The sequence below is a fragment of the Eubacterium sulci ATCC 35585 genome (assembly GCA_001189495.1).
Classification (GTDB): Bacteria; Bacillota; Clostridia; order Peptostreptococcales; family Anaerovoracaceae; genus Eubacterium_B; species Eubacterium_B sulci.
Genome location: CP012068.1, coordinates 1,538,435 through 1,562,010, shown reverse-complemented (window position 1 = coordinate 1,562,010; position 23,576 = coordinate 1,538,435). Strand labels below are relative to the sequence as shown.

The window sequence follows — 23,576 nt, the reverse complement described above, 5'->3', positions numbered from 1 at the left end:
AAGATGTATATAAATCAGATAAAACCAATGGTTAAAGCAAACCTCGACGAAGTGATTTCGTGGAGAAGGCATTTTCATGAATTCCCAGAATTAAGCTTCGAGGAATTTGAAACTTCTAAATTTATATCTGAAAAACTTAATAAAATGGGATTTGAAGTAAAGAATAACGTAGGAGGAACAGGAGTTATAGCTACTTTTGACTCGGGAATAGGTGGCCCTAATATTGCATTCAGAGCAGATATGGATGCTTTACCAATTTTGGAAGATACAGGGCTGGAATTTGAGTCTAAGAATCACGGGGTTATGCACGCGTGTGGACATGATTGCCATATGGCTATTTTGTTGGGTACGGCATTTATGATATCACAGATGAAAGATTCGTTTAAAGGCACTATAAAATTTATATTTCAGCCAGGTGAGGAGGCTAATGGAGGTGCAAAATGTATTATCAATGATGGTGCGTTGGAAAATCCAAATGTAGAAGCAATATTTGCTCTTCATATGATGCCCGAACTTGCGTGCGGAACCATTGGAACGAAAAGCGGACCACTCTCTGCAACAGATGACGAATTTGAAATAAGAATAAGAGGAAAGGGAGCTCATTCATCAGAACCACATTGTGGGGTAAATGCGATTATTATTGCAGCACAAGTAATCAGTGGTCTACAGTCGGTTTTAAGCAATGGGATTGATCCATTTGATGTTGCAACATTTTCAATATGTCAAATAAATGGAGGCGAAGCTGTAAATATAATTCCAGACTATGTGGAAATGAGGGGTATGATTCGATGTATAGATAAGTCAAGTAAAGAAATTATAAAGAATAAAATGAAACAAATTGTTGTTGGGACAGCAGAGGCTATGGGAGGTAACGGAGCAATTGAATTCATAACAGGATTTCCATCAGTAAACAACGATACAATACTTACCGAAAAAGTGATTGATGTGGCGGAATCAATATTAGAGTCAAAAGAATGTTGTATAAAGATCAAAAGACCGCATATGGGATCAGAAGACTTTGCATATTATCAAGAAGAAATACCTGGATCAATTTTTATGCTCGGATGTGCACAGGATGACATTCCTACAGGAACTCTTCATGATGCTACACTTAATATTAATGAAGATTCAATATCGGTAGGGATAGAGATGTTTGTGAATTTGGCCTTAAGCCTATGCGGAAAGCAGTATGAACGAGTGTAGGGGAATATGCTTTATTAAAAAATATACTATAAACTATTTGCGATTACTAAAGAAAACAAAGCTGCTTTTCAGCAAAGAAAAAACCTTGAATGACTGTAAAACACAGTGTTTTCAAGGTTTTTATCTTATGGTGCGCCATGAGGGGCTCGAACCCCCAACCTACTGATTCGTAGTCAGGCACTCTATCCAATTGAGCTAATGGCGCATGTAAGTAATAATGCTTACCTAAAGTATTATATTAAAAATTGGGGGCTTTGTAAAGCAGAATCTTTAGAAGCTTGGCAAGTAGCGGTGCACCTGACTCTTAATCAGGGTGTCCAGGGTTGATAGGGTGAGTTCAAGATAAAAACTATAAGAAAGAAAAATAAAAAGCGACCCAGTAGCCTGCTAGCGATATAGATGCTAAGCTTACCGGGTCGCCCTAAATGTCTTTTAAGGAGAGCTGGTGACGTCACGAGCTAACAATAGCTTAGATATGGCGTACCAGTCAAATATTAGTTTGTATAGTTGTCGAAGTAGCCCTGGATGTAGACTACTGGAGTTCCCTTGTCGCCTGAGCCTGATGTCAGATCGCAGAGGCTTCCGAGAAGGTCTGTTAGCTGTCTTGGGGTTGTACCCTGAGTTGCCATCTGGCCTACTAGGTTGTCTGACTTGGACTTAATAGCTTCTTTGATAGCTTCCTTGAGCTCGTCGCCACGCAAATCCTTGAAATCATTGTCTGCGAGGTATTTGAGCTTTAGCTCGTTTGGTGTTCCCTCAAGTCCGCTTGTGTAGCCAGGTGATACGACTGGGTCAGCAAGTTCCCAAATCTTTCCGACAGGATCCTTGAAAGCTCCGTCTCCGTAAACCATAACCTCGATGGTTTTGCCTGTGCGCTTCTTGACTTCAGCCTGGATTGCCTCAACTAGAGGAGAACATTCGCGAGGGAAGAGCTTGATCTGGTCTTCAGTTGACTTGTTTGAACCGAGAAGGCCGTACTTTTCGTTATAGCCTGAGCCGTCTATTGGCGCATTCATGATATCGTCGAGACTGCGTACACATTCAGCACCATTCTTTAGAAGAAGGTTCTTGGTGCGCTTTCTTGTGTGGATGTCGCAGTTGATAACGTATTTGGTGTGAGCTAGGATTGCTAGTGGATCGTTTGAGAATATGATTTCGCACTTTTTGCCGCAGTCCTCTACGAGCTCCTTGTAATATGCAACATAGTCGATACCTGTGAACTCGTGCTTCTGGTATCCGAATAGCTCGCGATACTTAGCCTCTGAGATAGTCTCTCTCCAAGGGTTGATACCTGCGTTGTCGAGCTGGTCTAGTGTAATTAAGTGGTTTCCAACCTCGTCTGATGGAAGTGAAAGCTGAAGAATTACCTTCTCTACATCTGCGCTTGCAATGGCTCTTAGAACTATAGCAAAGCGGTTTCTGCTTAGGATAGGAAGGATTACTCCAAGTTCCTTACCAGCAAAGTCAGGGTTAAGATCCTTAGCGACCTGGTCTATTGTAACGTAGTTACCCTGTGTACGAGCGACAACGCTCTCAGTGATAGCAACGACGTCCTTTTTGCCAATCTCTATGTTCTCTTGTTCAAAAAATCTATCTAATAAATCGGGGATCATCTGGACAAGATCGTCGCCTGCTTTAAAAATTGGCGCACGCAATCCTCTTACAACCGTTCCCACTACTTTTTCCATATTATTCTCCTTTAGATATAAAACGCTTTGTTAAATTTTTTACTAGCTACTAAAATAATATATCAAAATGGGCAAGTTGTAAAATAGGAAATTTGTATACAGTTAAATTTTAGGCAAATTTTAAGATATAATCCTATAGCTGGCTGCAACAGAATATTGTTTCTCGCGGATTTCTTTGATGGCCTTGCTGTAGTCTCTTTTTTTGAAGTCTTCCTTATATCTCTTTAGGAAATCTTCTGTGATGTTATTGCCATCCTTGTCCTTGATCTCAGAACTTACAGGATTTTCCTCGACTGCTTGTAGCATTTTGGTCAGCTGCTGATTATTTGCATTTAGAGTGCGAAAATAATCAAAACAAACAGTAGCAAATATTACTAGAATTATAAAAACTGCAATAGCGATATTCTTTTTTGTTACTAAATTATATTTCATAATAGTACCTCTCATTCACAAAGAAATATCTCAATCTATATGCATAAAGGTGGTAAGCATAGCTTTACCTATCTTAACTTCATCTTAATCCTTATTCACAGAAATATCAATCTAATTTTTCAAAACGTGCATTTTCCGTCAAAGATAAGCACCCTTTTCTGATTATAATGTGGAGTAAGTGTAAGAAAATTTGTACGATGTTGATTATTATACAAATAAGTAGTATGATGAGTATATACAATTGAATGACCAATATAGGCGTAGACGTGTAAAGTATGCAGAATTAGAGGAGACGAGTATGAATGACAACAAAAAGCATAGCGATAGACGTGTTAAGAAGACCAAGAAAGCGATTCAGGATGCGCTTATGACGCTTATGGACAAGAAAAACATTTCCGATATTACTATTATCGAGTTAACGAAGGAAGCGGATGTGAATAGAAAAACCTTCTATAATCACTATTCCGATATCTACCAGGTTATGGACGAAATCGAAAATAACTTAGTAGAAGATCTCAACGGACTATTGGTCGATTGTATAGCAAAGTCTCATGTGGATATGGCAAAGTACGAGGGCAAGAATCAGATGTCAGCAGAGCAGGAGGAACTATCAAAGATTATACTTCCTATCTTTGAGAATCTGATTAATCAGCTTAGGTATAATCCAGAGCTGTTTAAGCTTGTGATGTATTTTGACGGGCATTCGAGACTTACTAAGAAGATTGTAAAGCAGGAGAAGGCGACCCTGATTGCCTATGCAGGGGCTAACGAAAAGAGCATGCCTTGGATGGATTTATATCTGACCTTTGTTATGGAGGGAATGCTTGCAACAATCTTTCTTTGGAAAGAACTGGACTACCCGGTTAGCGACGACGATATTGCGCTATTCTTGAGCAATATAACGGCGAGCGTAGGAACGGTAGGAATGGCGCTAGTCGAGGAGCGAAGCTAAGTTTTGTTGCGAATATCCGACGGATGAGGCTAGGGCAGAACGCGCCAGTGCTAGGTATACTTGAGCTGTGCCGAATTTAGGAAGTCGAAACCTAAGTCCAAGCATAGCTTGGTTAAGCTCGGCAAGTTTTTATGTAGCAGTCAAGTAATTTATGGTTTTGATGAATTTAATTACAAAACAAAATATATAGATCAAAATAATTAACATTTATTTAACAAAATCTCTTTGTAATGTCGTATAATAGTATTAGTACAATTGATAGAGATTTTGGAGGATGAAATGTACGAAAATTCAACGAAGGCGCTTATGGGCTTCCTAGAAAAGTCTCCTACGCCCTTTCATGTCGTAGCAAATATGCGTGCGATACTGGAGGAGCAGGGCTTTGAGGAACTCAGCGAGGGCAGTTCGTGGAATCTAAAAAATAACGGCAAATACTTTGTAGTCAGAAACGAGTCATCGGTTCTGGCTTTTAGGCTGCCCAAAAATAATTTTAAGGGATTCCAGATTGCTTCAGCGCACACTGATTCACCATGTTTCAAGATTAAGGGTGATAGACCTGAGCTTGAAGAGGGTGAGCTATATGTCAAGCTTAATGTGGAAGGCTATGGCGGTATGCTAATGGCTCCGTGGTTTGACAGACCGCTTTCGGTTGCTGGAAGAGTTGTTGTTAGTGAGGAATGTGACGAGGCAGGAGGCCAGGTTAGACTAAGCACTAAGCTTGTCAACATCGACCGTGATCTCCTTATGATTCCAAATCTTGCAATCCACATGAACCGTAAAGCAAACGACGGAATCGCGTTCAACGTGCAAAATGATATGTTACCGCTTTTTTCTCAGATGGGATCAAAGGGTGAGTTCATGGAGCTAGTAGCGGATTCTGCCGGTGTATGTAAGGATAATATTGTCGGAAGTGATCTGTTTCTGTATAGCAGGACGAAGCCGACTTTCTGGGGAGCGAAGAACGAATTCTTCTCAGCTCCGCACATCGATGATCTGCAGTGCGTTTACTCTGCTCTGCAGGCAATCTTAACCGCGGAGAGCAAGGATTCTATCCCGATGCTGGCGGCCTTTGATAATGAGGAGGTCGGAAGTGAAACCAAGCAGGGAGCAGGGTCAACCTTCCTAAGCGATACTATAAGCAGGATAGGTGAAGCTTTCGGAAAGAGTGTTTCGGAGATTGCAAAGCTTGTGGCTTCTAGCATGATGGTCTCAGCGGACAACGCGCATGCGGTACATCCAAATGCCTCATCAAAGGCTGACCCTATAAACAGACCGGAGATGAATAAGGGCATAGTGATAAAGCACAGTGCTAACCAGAAATATACGACGGACGCAGTTTCAGCTGCTATGTTCAAACAGATTTGTAAAAGGGCAGAGGTTCCCTACCAAGAGTTTGCAAATCGCTCAGATATGGCGGGCGGTTCGACACTCGGAAATATATCTAGCGCTCAGGTATCATTAAATACAGTCGACATAGGACTGGCACAGCTTGCGATGCATTCGCCATACGAAACGGCAGGCAGTGAGGATACAGATTATTTGATCAAAGCGCTAAAATGCTTCTACGAGACCAGTGTGGTCTTTGAAGGAGCAGGAAGTTATTCACTAAGTTTTTAACTAAGATACTTAACTCGGATATAGGAGGAAACAAATGGAAACCTACGGACTGGAAACATCCGGCATTATTAATACAAAGGCAATTTATCGCAATCTATCACCTGCCAAGCTCACTGAGCATGCTTTGAGAAGAGGCGAGGGTAAGCTCTCAAATACGGGAGCACTAGTTGTAAAAACTGGTAAATATACAGGAAGAAGTGCAAATGACAAATTCATCGTTGACACGCCAGCAGTTCACGATGAAATCGCTTGGGGAAAGGTTAATCGCCCAATCGAGGAATCAAAATTCAATGCGCTAAAAGCTAAGATAGTAGCATACTTGCAGAACAAAGAAGTGTTCATCTTTGATGGATTTGCAGGTGGAGACGAAAGATATAGACAGTCATTTAGAATCATAAATGAGCTTGCTTCACAGAACCTATTCATTCATCAACTTTTGATGAGACCTACTGCTGAGCAACTTGAGAGCTTTAAGCAGGACTATACAATCTATGTAGCACCTGGATTCAAGTGCGTCCCTGAGGTTGACGGAACAAACTCAGAAGCTGCTATCATAGTAAACTATGAATCGCATGAGGTTTTAATCTGCGGAACATACTACTCAGGAGAAATCAAGAAATCTGTCTTCTCAATCATGAACTACGATCTTCCTAAGATGGATGTTTTCCCAATGCACTGCTCGGCAAATGTCGGAAAAGATAATGACAGCGCAGTGTTCTTTGGTCTTTCAGGAACAGGAAAGACGACGCTTTCAGCAGATCCTAATCGCAAGCTTATCGGTGATGATGAGCACGGCTGGTCCGATGATTCAATATTCAACTTTGAGGGTGGATGTTACGCGAAGTGCATCAATCTTTCTGTAGAGACCGAACCGGAAATCTATAACGCTATTAAGGCTGGCGCTTTGGTGGAGAATGTTGTTATGGACGAGGAGACAAGAGAGTTTGACTTCTTTGATGATTCCCTAGCAGTAAACACAAGAGTTGGATATCCTATTGAGCATATACCAAATGCAGAGCTTTCGGGAATATCTAAGAGCGTGCCTAAGACTGTAATCTTCCTTACAGCAGATGCTTACGGAGTACTTCCTCCAATTTCTAAGCTAGATAGAAATCAGGCTATGTACTATTTCGTTTCGGGCTTTACATCAAAGGTGGCTGGTACGGAAATCGGCATAATCGAGCCCGTTCCAACATTCTCAACATGTTTTGGAGAGCCGTTCCTACCGCTAGATCCTTCTGTTTATGCTAGAATGCTAGCCGAAAAGGTAGAAAAGTCAGGTGCTAATGTTTACCTAATAAACACAGGATGGAATGGTACTGGCAAGAGAATGAAGCTATCATATACAAGAGCAATGGTAACAGCTGCTCTTACAGGAGAGATAGAGAAGTCTGAGTTTGTTAAAGACGAGACCTTTGGTGTATCAGTTCCTACGAGCATAGAAGGAGTTCCTTCAGAGCTTCTAATTCCTGCAAATACATGGGAAGATAAGAATGCTTATGAGGAGAGATGTCAGAAGCTGGCTTCAAGCTTTGTTGAAAACTTCAAGAAGTACAAAAAGATGGATGCAGAGGTTGTAGCTGCAGGACCTAAGCTAAAATAAAATGTAAGAGTGTATGAGATTCTCATGCACTCTTTTTGATGAAAAAGCCCTGCATTTGATGCAGGGCTAAGTTTATTTTTCTGTGATTATCTTTGGAAGCGCAATGTCATGTGGCTGAGCAAGTATTCTCTCTAGCCTCTGGCAATCAAAGGCAACTCCTACGACCTTTGCTAATCCAGCTTTCGCAAGAAATCTATCGTAGTATCCACCGCCCATTCCTATGCGATTTCCAGCTTCATCAAAGCCAGCCAGCGGACATATTATGAGGTCTAGCTCGCTCGGTTTAGCTTCGCTAGATCCGTCTTCACTAGGCTCTGATATTCCGAAAGAACCCTCTTTCCAAACTGTATCTTGACCTGGTTTTAGGGCTAGCATTTCACCCTTACTTTTGCAGAGTGGGTAATATATCTCCTTACCAAGGGACAATGCTTTTTCTATCAAATCATCAAGCCTTACCTCACAAGCTACAGCCTTGTAAACGAATATCTTCTTAGCGCTTTGAAAGTCATCGCTAGAGATAAGCTTTTCGCAGATTGCATGAGATGCCTTCTCTATATAGTCACTGCTGAGTGAGTTTCTTGCAGCTAGAGCTTCTTTTCTTTGCTTTTTCTGAAGTACTTTTGCAGCGCTTTTTCTAAGTTCTCCTGCAAGGTATAGTGATCCGAATGCCATTACAGGCTGTTCACCTGCAGTATCTAAAACTTCAGATAGGCAATCTTCGCTTGAAGCGTATGCCTTAGCGTTTAATCCTTTTGACCTAATCAAACCTGCAAGTTCGCCAGCTGCCATTGCTCTATCGCTATCTGGCGCAAGGCAGTAGAACTCGCTTACCTTAGGTGCAATTATATCTATGACCTCGCTGACGTTTTTGTCTGCAAGCATTCCAATCACAAGTTTAAGCTTCTGCTCAGGAAGATAGTCTGAGATTGCCTTAGCAATGGAACTGGCGCACTGTGGATTATGCCCTCCGTCTAAAATGAATATAGGGTCAAGTGACAGTATCTCAAATCTTGCTGGCCATTTAGCGTCGCGGAGGCCTTGCTTTAGGGACTCGTCAGAGACTGTCCATCCTCTTGAGCGGAGCGCTTTAATTACCTCTATTGCGACAGAGGCGTTTTTGCACTGGTGCTCGCCGAGAAGGGATATTGAGTATTCTATGCCATCGTAGCTAAAGGATTGAGATTTCAGGCTTTGGTTTAGATACTTTAGGCTATCAAACTTTGATATATGAAGAGGAGTGTTTAGCTCCTTGCATCTGTTTTCTATGACTGATAGCGCCTCGCTAGCCATTTCGTAGCAAACTACCTCGCAACCGGGCTTAATAATGCCTGCTTTGTTTTCTGCTATTTCGGCAAGAGTGTTTCCGAGGAAATCTGTGTGGTCTAGGCCGATGTTACAGATTACGGCAACTTCTGGAGCATTTATAACATTGGTGCTGTCTAGGCTTCCCCCCATGCCAACTTCGAGAACGACGATGTCACAGCCCTGAGTCTTGAAGTAGAGAAAGGCTATGGCGGTCGAAATTTCAAACTGACTAGGATGGTCGTCTAGGCTGTCCGCAGCGGCTGCAACCTTCCTTGTTATATCTATGAAATCCTCTTCAGCGATTTGTCTTCCATTTATCTGAAAACGCTCGCAGAAACTGAAAAGGTGAGGGGACAGATAGAAACCTGTCTTAAATCCAGCCTTTGACAGTATCGATGAGAGCATTGCGCAGGTACTTCCTTTACCGTTGCTTCCGGCTACGTGGACAAATTTAAGTGAATCCTGTGGGTTTCCGAGCGCATCAAGTAGCTCGTAGGTTCTCGAAAGACCTAGGCGAGTCTTGCTCCATGTGTAGTTTTCGATGTAGTTTAACGCATCATCGTAGGTGAGGATTTGCTCAGCCTTCATTCTTTTGTTTGTGTTTTCCATTTTACTCTAATCTTACTTTGATATTTTCTGAAGTGGCTTCACTATCTGAGGTGCGATTACTGAGAATGCGATTCCCTTTGCAACGCAGAGTCCAAGTCTAGGAAGCAGAAGTCCTAAAATCAAAGCAGGAGTGTAGTAGCCGTAGATGTGGCTATCTATATAGAGTGAAATAGTGTTGATTACTGTAATCAGAAGCTCTCCTGACATTATGATGAAGAATGTTTGCTTAGTGCTTAGCTTGAAGCCGTGACGCTTTGCATATAATCCCACATACAGTCCGTAGAGAGTGTATGGTAGAATCCAAAGTGGTGTTGTGAATGTGATGCCGAATTTGAGCAGCTGGTAGATTACGGTACCTAGTGTACCGATGGCAACTCCGCTTAGCGGTCCGAATAACAATGCGCCGATGAGAACGGGGAAACTCTCAAAGGTGATCTTCATTCCCTGCGTTGAGATTGCAAGGAAGGCTAGAGTTGCGCAAATAGCGGCTAGAACTGAATTCAGCGTCATTTGTTTTGTGTTTGTTTTCATTAAAAAAACTCCTTTCATGGCTATGCCACAAAAGAAGAATCTAAAGTGGCAGCGGATGCGGAATTGGCACCGCAGGAATAAATTCCTTTCGTTCGCAGACAACTCCCATCCTGCGACACTTAACGCGCCAAATCCTACTCTGACATTAAACTTATTAAACTAGTACAAATTATTGTTCTATCTAGTGCACGCTTGTTTAGCTGCGGCTTCAACAACATGCTTAACTAGTATGGTTGATGTGACGCCACCAACACCACCAGGTACTGGGGTTATGGAAGCGACCTTATCTGAGACTGCATCAAAATCTACATCTCCGCAAAGCTTTTGCTTAGCTTCACTATAGCTGACGCCTACGTCTATTATACACTGATTTGGATTAACATACTCAGGTCCTACACTCTCTGGCTGGCCTGTGCATGCGATAAGGATATCCGCTGAGCGTGAAAGCTCCTCTATATTCTTGGTTCTGCTGTGGCAGATTGTTACGCTGGCATTCTTTCTGAGAAGCATCATTGCAACAGGCTTTCCGATAACTAGAGAGCGGCCTAGTACAACTGCATTCCTGCCACTTAGCTCAACTCCATAGAAATCTAGTATTTCCATTGCTGCAGAAGCGGTGCAAGGCGGAAATCCTACATCGCTATCAGTGAAGATGCCTGCAAGAGAAGCATCGGTTGATCCGTCTACATCCTTTGATGCCGCAATCAAATTGCGAGCCTTCTCACCATCTATATGTGATGGAAGAGGTCTAAACATCAGTATGCCATGGACATTGCAGTCAGCGTTTAAATTCTCTAGTTCAGCGTAAAAATCCTCTGCAGGGATGTCCTCTGCAAGCACTACCTGTTTTGCTACTACGCCAATCTTTTCACAGCGCTTAAGAATTGTGTTTTCATAGCTTATGTCATTAGGCTTTGCACCAACTCTAACTATGGCAAGGCAAGGCTTGATGTTTTGCTTTGATAGCTCCTTAACCTTAGCGATTAGCTCAGAACAGAGCTTATCAACGAGGGGTGCTCCCTTTAATATATCTGTCATTTAAAATCTCTCCAATATGTTATAGAAAATCTCCTCTGAAAGCTTGCAGTACTGTTCAGCAAGGGCATCTGCCTCCGCATTAATCATATCTGCATAGCATCTATCCTTCATGAGCTTGGTGTTTACCTTCACATTAACCAGTGCACCCATAAGTGAGGCGCGGCAAAGTGCGACGCCTGTTGCAGCATCTGAGATGACAAGTGGGCTTCCGACAATTGCGAACTCTCTCTGAATCTCTATAGCCTGAGCTGCTAATTGCATGATGCGTAATGGAACTGATGCAGCTTGCTGAAGGCAGCCCTCCATAATCTGATCTCTACCAGGTGTCTCTTTTGGCAATGAATAGCACCTTGCTAGTGGAGCAAAGGCATCAGCGTCCTTTTGGATGCAGTCCGTAAGACTTTTACTTAAATCATCTGCATGCTTAAGCAAGAGGTCTATCTCGCCTTGAACATGTTCGTATTTTTTCTTACCACTGGTTAGGGCTCCAACCATGTGACCTAGTGAAACACCAATTGCGCCTACTAGAGCGCTGGCACCCCCGCCACCTGGAGTCGGACTTGATGAAGATAAAACTTCTAGAAATTCTTCTATGTTATGTGATTTTGTCATTATTATACCCCTAAATCTGAGAAGGCAGAGCTTCTTCAGATAGCATATACTGAAACTGCTAAGCTTTGAAAATCATCTCTGAAAACTAGAATAGTCCAGTGATCTTGCCATCGTTATCGATATCGATTCTCTCAGCTGCTGGTCTCTTTGGAAGTCCCGGCATGGTCATGATATCTCCTGTAAGGGCAACGATAAATCCTGCGCCGGCAGAAACCTTGAGATTTCTGACAGAGATACTGAAGTTCTTAGGTGCTCCGAGCAAATCTGGATTATCTGAGAAGGAATACTGTGTCTTTGCCATGCAGACAGGAAGATTTCCGAAGCCAAGAGCCTCAAGTTCCTCAAGCTGCTTAGGTGCCTTCTCGACAAAGTTCACTGAATCAGCGTGATATATCTTCTTAGCTATTGCTTCGATCTTTTCTTTGATTGAGAGTGAGTCATCGTAAGCAAATTGGAATTCGTTTGGCTTTTCACAGAGCTTGATTACTTCTTCAGCTAGCTCTCTTCCGCCAGCGCCACCCTTTGCCCAAACTTCGCTAAGGGCAACGTTTACGCCTAGCTCTTCACACTTTGTTCTGATGAGGTTTAGCTCAGCTTCTGTGTCTGTAGGGAAAGCATTTATTGCAACTACTGCAGGAAGCTTGTAAACGCCAGTGATGTTTGATACGTGCTGTAGAAGGTTAGGAAGTCCTTTCTCTAGAGCTTCTAGGTTCTCGTTGTTAAGCTGATTCTTTGGAACTCCACCGTTGAACTTAAGCGCTCTTACGGTAGCTACGATTACAACTGCATCTGGCTTTAGGCCTGCTATACGGCATTTGATATCTAGGAACTTCTCTGCACCTAGGTCTGCACCAAAGCCTGCCTCGGTAACTGTGTAATCGCTGAGAGCAAGCGCCATGCGAGTAGCTGTGATAGAGTTGCAGCCGTGAGCAATGTTAGCAAATGGTCCGCAGTGAACAAAGGCTGGTGTGCCCTCGAGTGATTGAACAAGGTTAGGCTTGAGTGCATCCTTTAGGAGTGCAGACATTGCGCCCTGAGCATTGAGGTCGCCTGCAGTTACTGGCTTGTTGTCGTATGAATATCCAACGATTATTCTTGCGAGTCTATTCTTTAGGTCTTCGATATCGCTTGATAGGCAAAGAACTGCCATTATCTCACTTGCAACTGTTATATCAAAGCCATCTTCTCTAGGTGTTCCGTTAGCCTTGCCACCTAGTCCAATTACGATGTTTCTGAGCTGACGATCGTTCATGTCTACGGCTCTGCGCCATGTGATACGGCGTGGATCTATGTTTAGCTCGTTGCCCTGCTGGATGTGGTTATCAAGCATAGCTGCAAGCAGGTTATTAGCTGCACCAATAGCGTGGAAATCACCAGTAAAATGTAGGTTGATGTCCTCCATAGGTACTATCTGAGCATATCCGCCACCTGCGGCACCACCCTTGACTCCGAAAACAGGTCCTAGGGAAGGCTCTCTGATAGCCATCATTGAGTTCTTGCCTAGCTTGCGAAGAGCGTCTGCAAGACCGACTGTAGTTGTGGTTTTTCCTTCACCCGCTGGTGTAGGATTTATAGCTGTAACAAGAACTAGCTTACCCTGTTTTTGGTCAGCGTCCTTGAGCAATTTATAGTTTATCTTTGCTTTGTAATTACCATATAGCTCTAGATATTCCTCGTTGATTCCGGCAAGCTTTGCTATCTCGGTTATCTTCTGCATTTCACATGCTTGAGCAATCTCAATATCAGATTTGAAAGTCATCTAAATCCTCCGTATTTTTCACTGGCTATAACATTACTAAAGTATATCACATATTATATGTTAATTAAACAGAAACTGTGTATCAAAAGAATATAATAAATGGTATAATCAAAGCGTAGTAATGCACGATAATTAATGGAACTTTTTTATAAAATTTTTCGAGGTGGAAATATGGATATTACAAAGCTAAAGGTATTGTATCCGGTAGTTGCAGATATGGCAGATGCTAAGGAAGTTTTCTGGTTAAATGAGAGAGCTGACGAGGATAGAAAGCTCGAGTTTGGAATGAGCGATATCGAAGATGCAGAGGCGAGATTAGCTCGCTTTGCTGCGTACATACAGGCCGCTTTTCCAGAGACCGAAAAATCAAAGGGAATAATCGAGTCACCACTCAGAGAGATACCTGAGATGAAGAAGGAACTCGAGAAGATGACAGGCTGTGATTTTGAGGGAAGACTATTCCTCAAGATGGACTCGCACCTACCTGTTTCTGGCTCTATCAAAGCCAGAGGAGGCATATACGAGGTTCTAAAGTTCGCCGAGAAGGTAGCTATGGAGCACGGACTCCTAAAGGAAGATGATGACTACTCAAAGCTTATGAGCGATGAGTGCATGAAGCTATTTTCTGATTACAGCGTTGCAGTGGGTTCAACTGGTAACTTAGGGCTTTCGATAGGAATAATCAGCGCTAAGCTTGGTTTTAAGGTGACTGTTCATATGTCAGCTGATGCGAGAGAGTGGAAGAAGGCTCTTTTAAGGTCTAAGGGAGTTACGGTTGTTGAATATGAGGATGACTACCAGAAGGCTGTTGCAGAGGGTCGTAAGATTGCAGCAGGTGACGACAAGTGCCACTTCGTTGACGATGAGGGCTCGCTTGATCTATTCATGGGATATTCTGTTGCAGCAAAGAGAATCGTAAAGCAGTTTGAGGATGCAGGAATAGTTTGTGATGATGAGCATCCAGTCTTTGTTTACATACCTTGCGGAGTTGGTGGTGCACCTGGCGGAGTTACCTTTGGACTTAAGGAAATCTATGGAAAGAACATGCATGTTCTCTTTGCAGAGCCTACTCATGCACCTTGTATGACTCTAGGTCTTGCTACGGGACTGAACGATGGCATAGCTTGCTCAGATATAGGCTTGGATGGAAAAACGGCTGCCGATGGACTTGCTGTAGGTAGAGCATCTAGACTAGTTGGAGATATAATGTCAACCTTGCTAGAAGCGTGCTTTACAATAGAAGATGATAAGCTTTATCCATTCCTAACAAAGCTTGCTGACTCTGAGGGCATATTTATCGAGCCTTCTGCATGCGCTTCCTTCACAGGCCCTATGCACGTGACTGAGAATCTAGAAAGACTTAGCGATAAGAATCTGAAATCAAAGATGAAGAACGCAACTCACATCCTTTGGGCTACAGGCGGAAGCATGGTTCCAGAAGCTGAGATGAGAAGCTACTACAATCAGGGCAAATAGATTTATGAAAATACTTGTTATTAGCGATACACATGGCGATATCAAAAGGGCTATCAATCTGGTGAATAGTATCAAGGGGATAGACATGATAATTCACTGCGGAGACAATAAGAGGGATGCAGAAAAACTAGCAGATAGATTTTCTGATATTGAGGTCGTAGCAGTAAGCGGCAATTGCGACATGCATATGGGCGTGGACTTTACGATTGTTGAAACCGAGGCTGGGGATATTTTTGTGACCCACGGCCATGACTATGGAGTGAACTATGGGCTTAGCGACATAGTCGAAGCGGCGAAGGACTACGATTGCAGTGCTATTTGTTTTGGGCATACGCATAAGCCGCTGTGCATGGAGCACGATGGTGTTTTGATTGTAAATCCTGGTAGCCTAAGTGAGCCTAGGGGCGGAAGTGAAAATTCCTGCGCTGTGATTACGACAGAGGGTGATAAGCTCTATGCGAATATTGTTCTTTACGGAACTGTTTGCGGGGCGAGGAGCGAGGCGAAAAAAAGCGGCAAGCTTAGGGATATGCTTAACTATAGCGACGGATTTTAAGAACTTGATGCTTAGCTTGATTTTGTGGCTATTTGATTTGATGGATATAAGTGATTAATTGATTAAGAAGAAGGAGTTTAGGGTGAAAAGACTACTCGAAAACAAACATGCAAGGCTGATGTTTATGATTTTTATCGTCGGGGCGCTTTTGATTATTTTCAATCAAATCGTGGGAAACTACGAGTCCTTTAGCGAGGGTGTTGGCACGATAAAGACCATAATCTCACCATTTATCTATGGTTTTGTAATGGCATATCTACTTAGTCCGATATATAATGCGACGGTTAGGGGGCTATATAAGCTACTTGGAAAATATTTTAAGAATAAGCAGAGGCTCTTTTCTTTCTGCAAGTTAGTAGCTTCAGTTGTTGCTGTGGTTTGCCTAATTGGCGCTGTTGCAGGGCTGATTGCTTTGATAGTTCCGCAAGTTATAGAGAGTCTTACGGGTATTTTGAAGAGCCTTCCTCAGAGATTGACACAGCTAAGCGCTTTGTTTAATGACATCACAAGCAAGATGGATAACAAAAGGCTAGCTATGAAGATGAGCGAAATCTATGCTCAGGTCCAGACTAATTTGATAGAGCTTGCTCAGACCAAGCTACTTCCTGGCATGGGCACGCTTGTTGGTCAGGTCTCTACACAGGTGATTTTGACTCTGAAAACAATGATGAATGTTATGATTGGAGTCATGGCATGTGTGTATATGTTAAATAGCAAGGAACGCTTCCAAGGACAGTTCAAAAAGGTAATTCTAGCAACGCTTCCTAAGGAAAAGGCAGAGGCTGTATTTGATTTTGCGAAGTTTACAAACAGGACCTTTGGTGGATTTATCAACGGTAAGATAATCGATTCTATAATCATCGGAATCATTTGCTTTATACTTATGAAAATCTTTGGCTTCCCATATCCGATTTTAATAAGTGCCATTATAGGAATAACTAATGTAATTCCTTTCTTTGGACCTTTTATCGGAGCGATTCCGGCGGCAATAATAATTCTGCTCGTGAGCCCTATCCATGCGCTGTACTTCCTGGTTTTAATCTTCGTTCTTCAGCAGGTTGACGGAAATATCATAGGACCTGCAATACTAGGAAACACTACAGGCATTGCAAGCTTTTGGGTGCTTTTCTCCATCGTAATCGGTGGCGGACTCTTTGGATTCATTGGTATGGTTCTTGGAGTTCCAGTGTTTGCAATTATCTACTACTATTTCTCGCGCAGCATAAACAAGAGACTTGAAGCAAAGGGACTTGAATTTAGAACTGATAGCTATGAGGATCTCAATAAATATAAAATCGACAAGGAGGAACTCCGTTAATGGAAATATTGAACAACGCGCCTATGTCAAAGTATACAAGCTTCAGATGTGGTGGCAGTGCAAAGAGACTTGTAATCTGTGAGACGGTTTCTGAACTCAAAGATATTATGAATGAGATTACAGAATCAAAGGAAAACTATCTCTTTCTTGGAAACGGAAGCAACACTCTGTTTTTAGATAGTGGGTACGATGGCACTGTGGTTACTCTTGGAAAGGGCTTTGATGATGTAGAACTCATCGAAGAGGAGGATGGGCCTCGTCTAAAGTGCATGGCGGCAAGTCTTTTATCAAAGATTGCCAAGAAGGCGCTCGCAGAGAGCCTTGCTGGTTTTGAATTTGCATCAGGGATCCCAGGAAGTATAGGCGGTGCAGTTTTCATGAATGCTGGAGCCTATGGCGGAGAAATCGTAGATGTGCTTGAATCCGTAGAACTTCTTTCCCCTAACTCTGAGGGCAAATGGGAGCTAAAGACTGTACCTGCAGAGGAATTAGAGCTAACATATAGACACAGCAGGCTTCAGGAAACAAAGGAACTTGTCGTTTCGGCAACCCTAAAACTTCCAAGAGGCGATAAGGCTGAGATTGAGGAAAAGCTAGCTGAGCTAACAAAGAAGAGAACCTCCAAACAACCGCTAGAATTTCCAAGTGCTGGAAGCTTCTTCAAAAGGCCTGATGGCTACTTTGCGGCAAAGCTGATAGAGGATGCTGGCCTTAAGGGCGTAAGTGTAGGTGGCGCTCAGATTTCAAGCAAGCACTGCGGATTTATGATTAACACAGGTGGAGCAAGGGCAGATGATATAGTAGATCTAATGCACCTAGTTCAAAATACTGTCTTTGATAAGTTCGGTGTAAAACTCGAACCGGAGGTGAGGATAATTGGCTTATAGTTTAAGTGATTTAGAAAATAAGGTATCGCAGTATCGCATGACCTTTGATTATCATACGCACACGACATTCTCGCACGGAAAGGGCTCCATTGAGGACAATGTCAAGGTTGCAATATCAAAGGGGTTAAAGGCACTTGCGATTTCCGACCACGGGCCAGGACATCTGACCTACGGAGTGAAGAGGTCTGCAATCCCTGTGATGAGGGCTGAGATAGATAGACTCAAGGAAGTATATCCTGAGATTGACCTCTACCTTAGTGTGGAGGCAAATGTTTTAAACTGTGGAAATCATGTAGATGTAAATGCTGAGGATCTAAAGTACCTCGACTTTCTGCACGCAGGCTATCACTACGGTGTTTTACATGGCTACTGCGTTGGAAACTGGCTAGATTTTAGGCATGCTTACCCAGAAAGCTGGGGTAAGAAGATGCTTGTAAAGAACACGGATATGTGTGTTAAGTGCATATATGAAAACGACCTGAAGATATTCACACATCCTGGAGACAAGGGAAGGTTCGACATTGCCGAGATTGCAAGGGCATGTGAGGACAAGGGAACATGGCTTGAGATAAATATGAAGCACCCCTTCCTAGACTACGAGGGAATTAAGACAGCATCAAAGTACGATGTAAGCTTCGTTATCAGCAGCGACGCTCATAGACCTGAGAATGTGGGGCTATATGAGGGCGGGCTTGGCAGAGCCTATATCGCTGGACTTGATTTTGATAGAATTGTAAATATAGAGCATATTTAAGAGGTTGTTTAAATGGAAAAAATGAAGGTTGTAGTTGTAACTGGCCTTTCTGGAGCAGGAAAGACCAATGCTATGGACTGGTTTGAAGACAGGGGATTCTATTGTGTTGACAATATGCCTCCTGCTTTGATTGCGAACTTTATCGAGCTTACGAAGTCGTCTAAGAAACAGATTGAAAAAGCGGCTTTTGTTTTCGATGCGCGTGGCGGTGCTTATTTTTCTGACATGAAGGAGTATATAAATCTCCTAAAGTCCGATGAGAATATCGACTGCAGAATCCTATTTATCGAGGCGTCGGAGAGAACTTTGATAAAGCGCTTTAATGAGACAAGAAGGGCCCACCCTCTAGCAACGGGAAGTACAACAAAGGAGGTCATCGCAGCAGAAAGAGAAGAGCTCAAAGAGATCAGAGACCTTTCAGACTACATCATAGATACTACAAACCTAAAGGTTGCTGAACTTAAGCAGGAGATTAGCAAAATCTTTGAAGAGGGAAGCGGCAAGTCGTCATTTTTGATAAATATAAAATCATTCGGATATAAGAGGGGTATTCCTATCGAAGCTGACCTAGTGCTAGATATGAGATTTATTCCTAACCCCTATTATCTACCGAGTCTAAAGAGACTCACGGGTAACAATAAGAAGGTATCCTCATATGTTCTCAGACAGAAGATTACTCAGGACTTTATTAAGGCTGAACTAGAGATGTTAGAAATGCTTATTCCAGCATACATCAAAGAGGGTAAATACCACCTAAATATAGCCTTTGGATGCACTGGAGGACAACATAGATCTGTGGCTACAGCAGATGAGGTTGCAAAGGAACTAAGGGCAAAAGGTTATAGAGTAACTCTTGAACATAGAGACATTTGATGTTATAATGAATCTATAAAAACAAGTGAACCAAAATCGAATCACTTTTATGATATCAGGTTTAATTCGGTAGATTTAAGGAGAGAGAAATGGAAAAACTAATTATCAGCGCTTGTATCTGCGGTGCAGAGGTTACTAAAGAACAGAATCCAGCGGTTCCTTACACTGTAGAGGAAATCGTTAGAGAGGCTAAGTCAGCTTACGATGCAGGAGCTGCTTTAATTCACCTTCACGTTAGAGAAGATGATGGTACACCTACACAGAGCAAGGAGAGATTCCAGGTATGTGTAGACGCTATCCGTAAGGAGTGTCCAGATGCAATCATTCAGCCTTCAACAGGTGGTGCAGTTGGAATGACAGACCTTGAGAGACTTCAGTCAACAGAGATCGTTCCTACACCAGAGATGGCTACACTAGACTGTGGTACTGTTAACTTCGGTGGAGATGAGGTTTTCACAAATACAAACACAACAATCGAGAACTTCGCTAAGATCCTTAAGGAGAGAGGAATCAAGCCTGAGCTTGAGGTATTCGATAAGGGTATGATCGACCTAGCTCTAAGAGTTGCTGATCGTAAGGGACTTCTCGTTCATCCGCTTCACTGGGACTTCGTTTTAGGTGTTCAGATGGAGGCATCAGTTAGAGACCTAGTATACATGGCAACATCAATTCCTGCAGGTTCAACATGGACAGCTACAGGTCTTGGTAAGAATGCATGGCACATCGCAGCAGCTACAATCTCAATGGGTGGACACGTAAGAGTAGGCTTTGAGGACAACCTATACCTAGAGAAGGGTGTTCTAGCAAAGAGCAATGGTGAGATGGTAGAGAAGGCTGTTAAACTAGCAAAGCTACTCGGAAGAGAGATTGCTACACCAGACGAAGCAAGAGAAATTCTTGGTCTTCCTAAGAGAACTTGGTAATATATAAACTTAAATACATGTGGATAAAAAAGTGGTGCTTGGGGATTTTCCGAGCACCACTTTTGCTTTAGGATTTCTCTTGCGTAAATTTTGTGCTCCAAGTATAATATATTTGTGAATATGTGCAGCAAAACAGAACTTCTGGGAATACGGTGAGAATCCGTAGCAGTCTGCGCTACTGTATGGGGGACGAGAATGCAAGATGCCACTATTTAAGGCTTGCTGATAGGTAGGATGATTAGATGGGAAGGCGCATTTGAGGACGAACCTTAGTCAGGATACCAGATGTTTTGCATTTAGATATTCAAAGCTTCGACAGTAAGGTTTTGATATTGCGCCACATGATATTTGGATGCAATTGAGAAGAAACACTTATCAGATAACGGTCGAAGCACCGTTATTTTAATTTAGGGCAATAATATATGCGATGCTCGATTTAAGAAAAGGAGAAAATAGGTGAGAGATTTTAAAAAGGTATTTAGAAGACTAGCCGTTACAGCGGTATTAGCTGTTTTCGTAATGGCTAGCGCGATTCCGTCGCTTGCGGCGACATATCAGGATGGAACATACAGCGTTCCAGTAAGTTTGAGCGAAGGAAGAATGTCACATAATGCTATAGTTTCGCCGTGTTCTGTGACAATATCTGGGGGTCAGATTTATGCAACAATAGTGTTTAAAAGAGTTTCAGATGACGGGATTCCCCAGTACTCATACTTTACAACAACGGCTGGAACGGTTTATCCTCAGCAATATGGGGCACATGCACAGATATTTAACAGTGCACCACTTCCAAGCCTCGGAAGTGTCAATGTAACAATGGAAACAACGGCAATGTCAACCCCACATACTCTAAACTATACATTATACTTTGATGACTCTGCAATTCCAACGGTAGGTGGAGGAAGCACTGGTGATAATAGTGCAGCATCAAATAGTGCTAGTGGAGATGCAAAGGCATCCGAGAAGAATGACGATAAGAAGGATGATAAGGCTAAGGAAGATTCTAAGGACGATAAGAACTCCAAAGCAAGCGATAAGTCAAAGAAGGCTGATAAGAAAGCAGCAAAGAAAGCTGATGATAAGAAACAGACTTCTGCAAAGGCTTCGGAGCCAAAGAATAGTAAGCTACCTTTATACATCGGAGGCCTCGTTGTTTCACTAGGAGTAGCAGGAGTAGGTATATTAATGATACTTAAGATAGGAAAGAAAAAATAATATGGCAAAGAAAAACAAAGCTATTTTAATAGGCGTGGTTGGACTAGCTATTGCGATAGCAATAGGCTTTATGGTTCTGATATTTGCAGACCTAGGTTCTAGTGGATCAAATGAAAGCGGCGCGCCTGCTTTTGAAGGACTAAAGTTTAAGGAAAAGGTTAAACTTAAATACGCTAACCAATTTTCTATATATAAGTACGAAGGTGGTTATGCCTATCTTGAGATTGTCGATGGGGATAAGCTTCTCGTTGTGCCTAAGGGCAAAGAAGCTCCAAAGAATCTAGATAAGGACATCATAGTTGTAAAACAGCCACTTAAGAATATATATCTTGTTTCTACTGCGGTTATGGCGCTATTTGATTCGCTCGATTCACTAGATAACATTAAGTTCGTAGGTACCGACCACTGGTACATAGAAAACGCTAGAAAGGCAATTGAAGAGAAGAAGTGGATTAATGCAGGTAAGTATAATGCGCCTGACTATGAGACTTTGATTAATGGAAAGTGTGAGCTTGCTATCCAAAACACTATGATTCTTCATAATCCTGAGGTAAAAGAAAAACTTATTGAGCTCGGAATCAAGACCATGATAGAAAAGTCAAGCTATGAGTCGCATCCGCTTGGAAGAACGGAGTGGATTAAGTTCTTTGGCGTGCTTTTGGACAAGGAGGAGCTTGCTAACAAGATCTTTGATGAGCAGGCAGAAAAAATAGAAAAACTCAAGGATACAAAATCAACTGGCAAGAAGGTAATATTCTTTTATGTGAACACTAGAGGAAATGTCGTAACATATAAGTCAAATGGATATGTCCCAGAGATGATAAAGATTGCAGGGGGCGAATATGCTTTCTCTGACTTAGGGACAGGTGAAGACAGCAAACTTAGCACGATAAACATGAGCATGGAAGAGTTTTACAAAACAGCAAAGGATGCAGATATCCTAATATATAACTGCAGTATCGTTGAACAGATTTATACGCTAGATGAGCTTCTCGATAAGAGCCCTGTTCTCAAGGATTTTAAGGCAGTCAAAGAGGGAAATGCTTGGTGCACAAGCAGAAGCATGTTTCAGCAGACCAACAAAATGGGAAGCATCATACAGGAGATGAACGCAATATTCTCAGGTGATAAGGAAGCTCAGAAGAAGATGGAGTACCTGTTTAAGCTTAAATAAAGAGGAAGAATATGACACTTCAGCAAAATCATAAAATCAGCGACAGATGGAGATACCTTGCGGTCTTCATCTGTCTCATAATTGCCTTTTTCGTTTTGATTGTATGGAATATCAATTCAGGCGCTGTGGATATTTCCTTTACGGAAATCATGAAGATAATATTCACTAAAAAGGGCGATCAAACAAATGTAAATATCATATGGCAGATTAGACTGCCTAGAATCATAACAGCTGCGATACTCGGTGGAGGTCTTGCGGTTTCGGGATTTCTGATGCAAACCTTTTTCAACAACCCTATCGCAGGGCCTTATGTTTTAGGTATATCTTCAGGATCAAAGCTCTTTGTTGCAGTTGCGATGATTGTAGCATTAAAGTACGTTCATCACACCAATTCATGGATGATAGTCATGGCTGCTTTCGTGGGTGCTTTGATAGCAATGGGCTTTGTACTTCTTGCGGCAAGAGCGATAAAGCAGATGTCTATGCTTCTCGTTGCGGGAATCATGATAAGCTATATTTGTTCTGCAATAACGGAGTTTTTGATTACCTTTGCTCAGGACTCAGATATAGTTAACTTGCACAACTGGTCGCAAGGAAGCTTTTCAGGAGTAAGCTGGAGCGACGTTAGTCTTTCTAGCAAAATTGTGCTAGTTTGCTTTGCTATAGTATTTGCAATGTCAAAGCCTATTGGAGCGTATCAGATGGGCGAATCATACGCACAGAGCATGGGCGTAAACGTAAAGCGCTTTAGGGTGTATCTAATCATGATGTCAAGCCTTCTGGCTGGATGCGTAACTGCCTTTGTTGGACCGATTTCCTTTGTTGGAATCGCAGTTCCTCATGTTGTAAAAATAGGGCTTAAGACGGCAAAGCCAATTCTTGTAATTCCATGCTCATTCATGGCAGGAAGCGTATTCTGTATGTTCTGCGACTATGTTGCAAGAACGGCATTTGCGCCAGTGGAACTTTCGATAAGCACTGTAACAGCAATGTTTGGTGCACCTATAGTTATTGGAATGCTCGTTAAGAGACACGGTACTAAGTACTAGAG

At 42.4% G+C, this 23,576-nt stretch carries 18 protein-coding genes, 1 tRNA gene and 3 pseudogenes; 14 read left to right on the top strand and 8 right to left on the bottom strand.

Annotated elements, in window-relative coordinates:
* The first annotated feature begins 3 nt into the window (after window positions 1–3).
* On the top strand, window positions 4–1,203 hold the full coding sequence (locus ADJ67_07300; protein AKT47452.1) for a hypothetical protein: 1,200 nt from the start codon (window positions 4–6) through the stop codon (window positions 1,201–1,203).
* Between the two features lie 128 nt (window positions 1,204–1,331).
* Here ADJ67_07300 and ADJ67_07295 read toward each other — a convergent pair.
* The 3 genes from ADJ67_07295 to ADJ67_07285 form a co-directional block, all read right to left on the bottom strand.
* Window positions 1,332–1,408 (bottom strand) — tRNA-Arg (locus ADJ67_07295).
* Between the two features lie 289 nt (window positions 1,409–1,697).
* Window positions 1,698–2,891 (bottom strand): F420-0--gamma-glutamyl ligase, encoded by a 1,194-nt coding sequence (locus ADJ67_07290; protein ID AKT47451.1) that lies wholly within the window; start codon window positions 2,889–2,891, stop codon window positions 1,698–1,700.
* Window positions 2,892–3,011: 120 nt separating this feature from the next.
* Entirely contained in the window at window positions 3,012–3,323 is a 312-nt protein-coding gene (locus tag ADJ67_07285; GenBank protein AKT47450.1) for a hypothetical protein, read from the bottom strand.
* 298 nt (window positions 3,324–3,621) lie between these two features.
* Here ADJ67_07285 and ADJ67_07280 point away from each other — a divergent pair.
* From ADJ67_07280 to ADJ67_07270, 3 genes and pseudogenes are all read left to right on the top strand, one after another.
* A pseudogene (locus tag ADJ67_07280) lies at window positions 3,622–3,864 on the top strand (hypothetical protein).
* 690 nt (window positions 3,865–4,554) lie between these two features.
* The gene (locus tag ADJ67_07275; protein AKT47449.1) at window positions 4,555–5,892 is read left to right on the top strand and encodes an aminopeptidase; all 1,338 of its coding nucleotides are present in this window, start codon (window positions 4,555–4,557) and stop codon (window positions 5,890–5,892) included.
* Between the two features lie 34 nt (window positions 5,893–5,926).
* Window positions 5,927–7,495 carry a phosphoenolpyruvate carboxykinase gene (locus ADJ67_07270; protein ID AKT47448.1) on the top strand — a complete coding sequence of 523 codons (1,569 nt, stop codon included), beginning with the start codon at window positions 5,927–5,929 and terminating at the stop codon, window positions 7,493–7,495.
* Window positions 7,496–8,104: 609 nt separating this feature from the next.
* On the opposite strand, the pseudogene ADJ67_07265 reads toward ADJ67_07270, so the two are convergent.
* From ADJ67_07265 to ADJ67_07245, 5 genes and pseudogenes are all read right to left on the bottom strand, one after another.
* Window positions 8,105–9,388 (bottom strand): annotated as a pseudogene (locus tag ADJ67_07265) (hypothetical protein).
* A gap of 33 nt (window positions 9,389–9,421) precedes the next feature.
* On the bottom strand, window positions 9,422–9,940 hold the full coding sequence (locus ADJ67_07260; protein ID AKT47447.1) for a hypothetical protein: 519 nt from the start codon (window positions 9,938–9,940) through the stop codon (window positions 9,422–9,424).
* A 177-nt stretch (window positions 9,941–10,117) separates the two neighbouring features.
* A complete protein-coding gene (locus ADJ67_07255) occupies window positions 10,118–10,978 on the bottom strand; it encodes a methenyltetrahydrofolate cyclohydrolase (protein ID AKT47446.1) in 861 nt (286 codons plus the stop codon).
* Window positions 10,979–11,590, bottom strand: coding sequence for a hypothetical protein (locus ADJ67_07250; protein AKT47445.1), 612 nt, complete (start codon window positions 11,588–11,590; stop codon window positions 10,979–10,981).
* An 85-nt stretch (window positions 11,591–11,675) separates the two neighbouring features.
* Window positions 11,676–13,349 (bottom strand): formate--tetrahydrofolate ligase, encoded by a 1,674-nt coding sequence (locus tag ADJ67_07245; protein AKT47444.1) that lies wholly within the window; start codon window positions 13,347–13,349, stop codon window positions 11,676–11,678.
* A 171-nt stretch (window positions 13,350–13,520) separates the two neighbouring features.
* Here ADJ67_07245 and ADJ67_07240 point away from each other — a divergent pair, with 171 nt between their 5' ends.
* The 10 genes and pseudogenes from ADJ67_07240 to ADJ67_07195 all read left to right on the top strand — a co-directional run bounded on the left by ADJ67_07240 (window position 13,521) and on the right by ADJ67_07195 (window position 23,574).
* The gene (locus tag ADJ67_07240) at window positions 13,521–14,825 is read left to right on the top strand and encodes a serine ammonia-lyase (GenBank protein ID AKT47443.1); all 1,305 of its coding nucleotides are present in this window, start codon (window positions 13,521–13,523) and stop codon (window positions 14,823–14,825) included.
* A 4-nt stretch (window positions 14,826–14,829) separates the two neighbouring features.
* A pseudogene (locus ADJ67_07235) lies at window positions 14,830–15,237 on the top strand (hypothetical protein).
* 262 nt (window positions 15,238–15,499) lie between these two features.
* Window positions 15,500–16,699 carry a hypothetical protein gene (locus ADJ67_07230; protein AKT47714.1) on the top strand — a complete coding sequence of 400 codons (1,200 nt, stop codon included), beginning with the start codon at window positions 15,500–15,502 and terminating at the stop codon, window positions 16,697–16,699.
* Window positions 16,699–17,586: a hypothetical protein gene (locus ADJ67_07225; protein AKT47442.1), complete on the top strand. Its 888-nt coding sequence runs from the start codon at window positions 16,699–16,701 to the stop codon at window positions 17,584–17,586. The genes ADJ67_07230 and ADJ67_07225 overlap by 1 nt, the downstream gene beginning before the upstream one ends.
* A 37-nt stretch (window positions 17,587–17,623) precedes the next feature.
* On the top strand, window positions 17,624–18,340 hold the full coding sequence (locus ADJ67_07220) for a hypothetical protein (protein ID AKT47713.1): 717 nt from the start codon (window positions 17,624–17,626) through the stop codon (window positions 18,338–18,340).
* Between the two features lie 21 nt (window positions 18,341–18,361).
* Window positions 18,362–19,213 (top strand): glmZ(sRNA)-inactivating NTPase, encoded by an 852-nt coding sequence (locus ADJ67_07215; protein AKT47712.1) that lies wholly within the window; start codon window positions 18,362–18,364, stop codon window positions 19,211–19,213.
* Between the two features lie 89 nt (window positions 19,214–19,302).
* A complete protein-coding gene (locus ADJ67_07210; GenBank protein AKT47441.1) occupies window positions 19,303–20,136 on the top strand; it encodes a 3-keto-5-aminohexanoate cleavage protein in 834 nt (277 codons plus the stop codon).
* 456 nt (window positions 20,137–20,592) lie between these two features.
* Window positions 20,593–21,351 carry a hypothetical protein gene (locus ADJ67_07205; GenBank protein ID AKT47440.1) on the top strand — a complete coding sequence of 253 codons (759 nt, stop codon included), beginning with the start codon at window positions 20,593–20,595 and terminating at the stop codon, window positions 21,349–21,351.
* A 1-nt stretch (window position 21,352) separates the two neighbouring features.
* Window positions 21,353–22,525 carry an iron ABC transporter substrate-binding protein gene (locus ADJ67_07200; protein ID AKT47439.1) on the top strand — a complete coding sequence of 391 codons (1,173 nt, stop codon included), beginning with the start codon at window positions 21,353–21,355 and terminating at the stop codon, window positions 22,523–22,525.
* 11 nt (window positions 22,526–22,536) lie between these two features.
* Window positions 22,537–23,574 (top strand): iron ABC transporter permease, encoded by a 1,038-nt coding sequence (locus tag ADJ67_07195; protein ID AKT47438.1) that lies wholly within the window; start codon window positions 22,537–22,539, stop codon window positions 23,572–23,574.
* Window positions 23,575–23,576 lie beyond the last annotated feature (2 nt).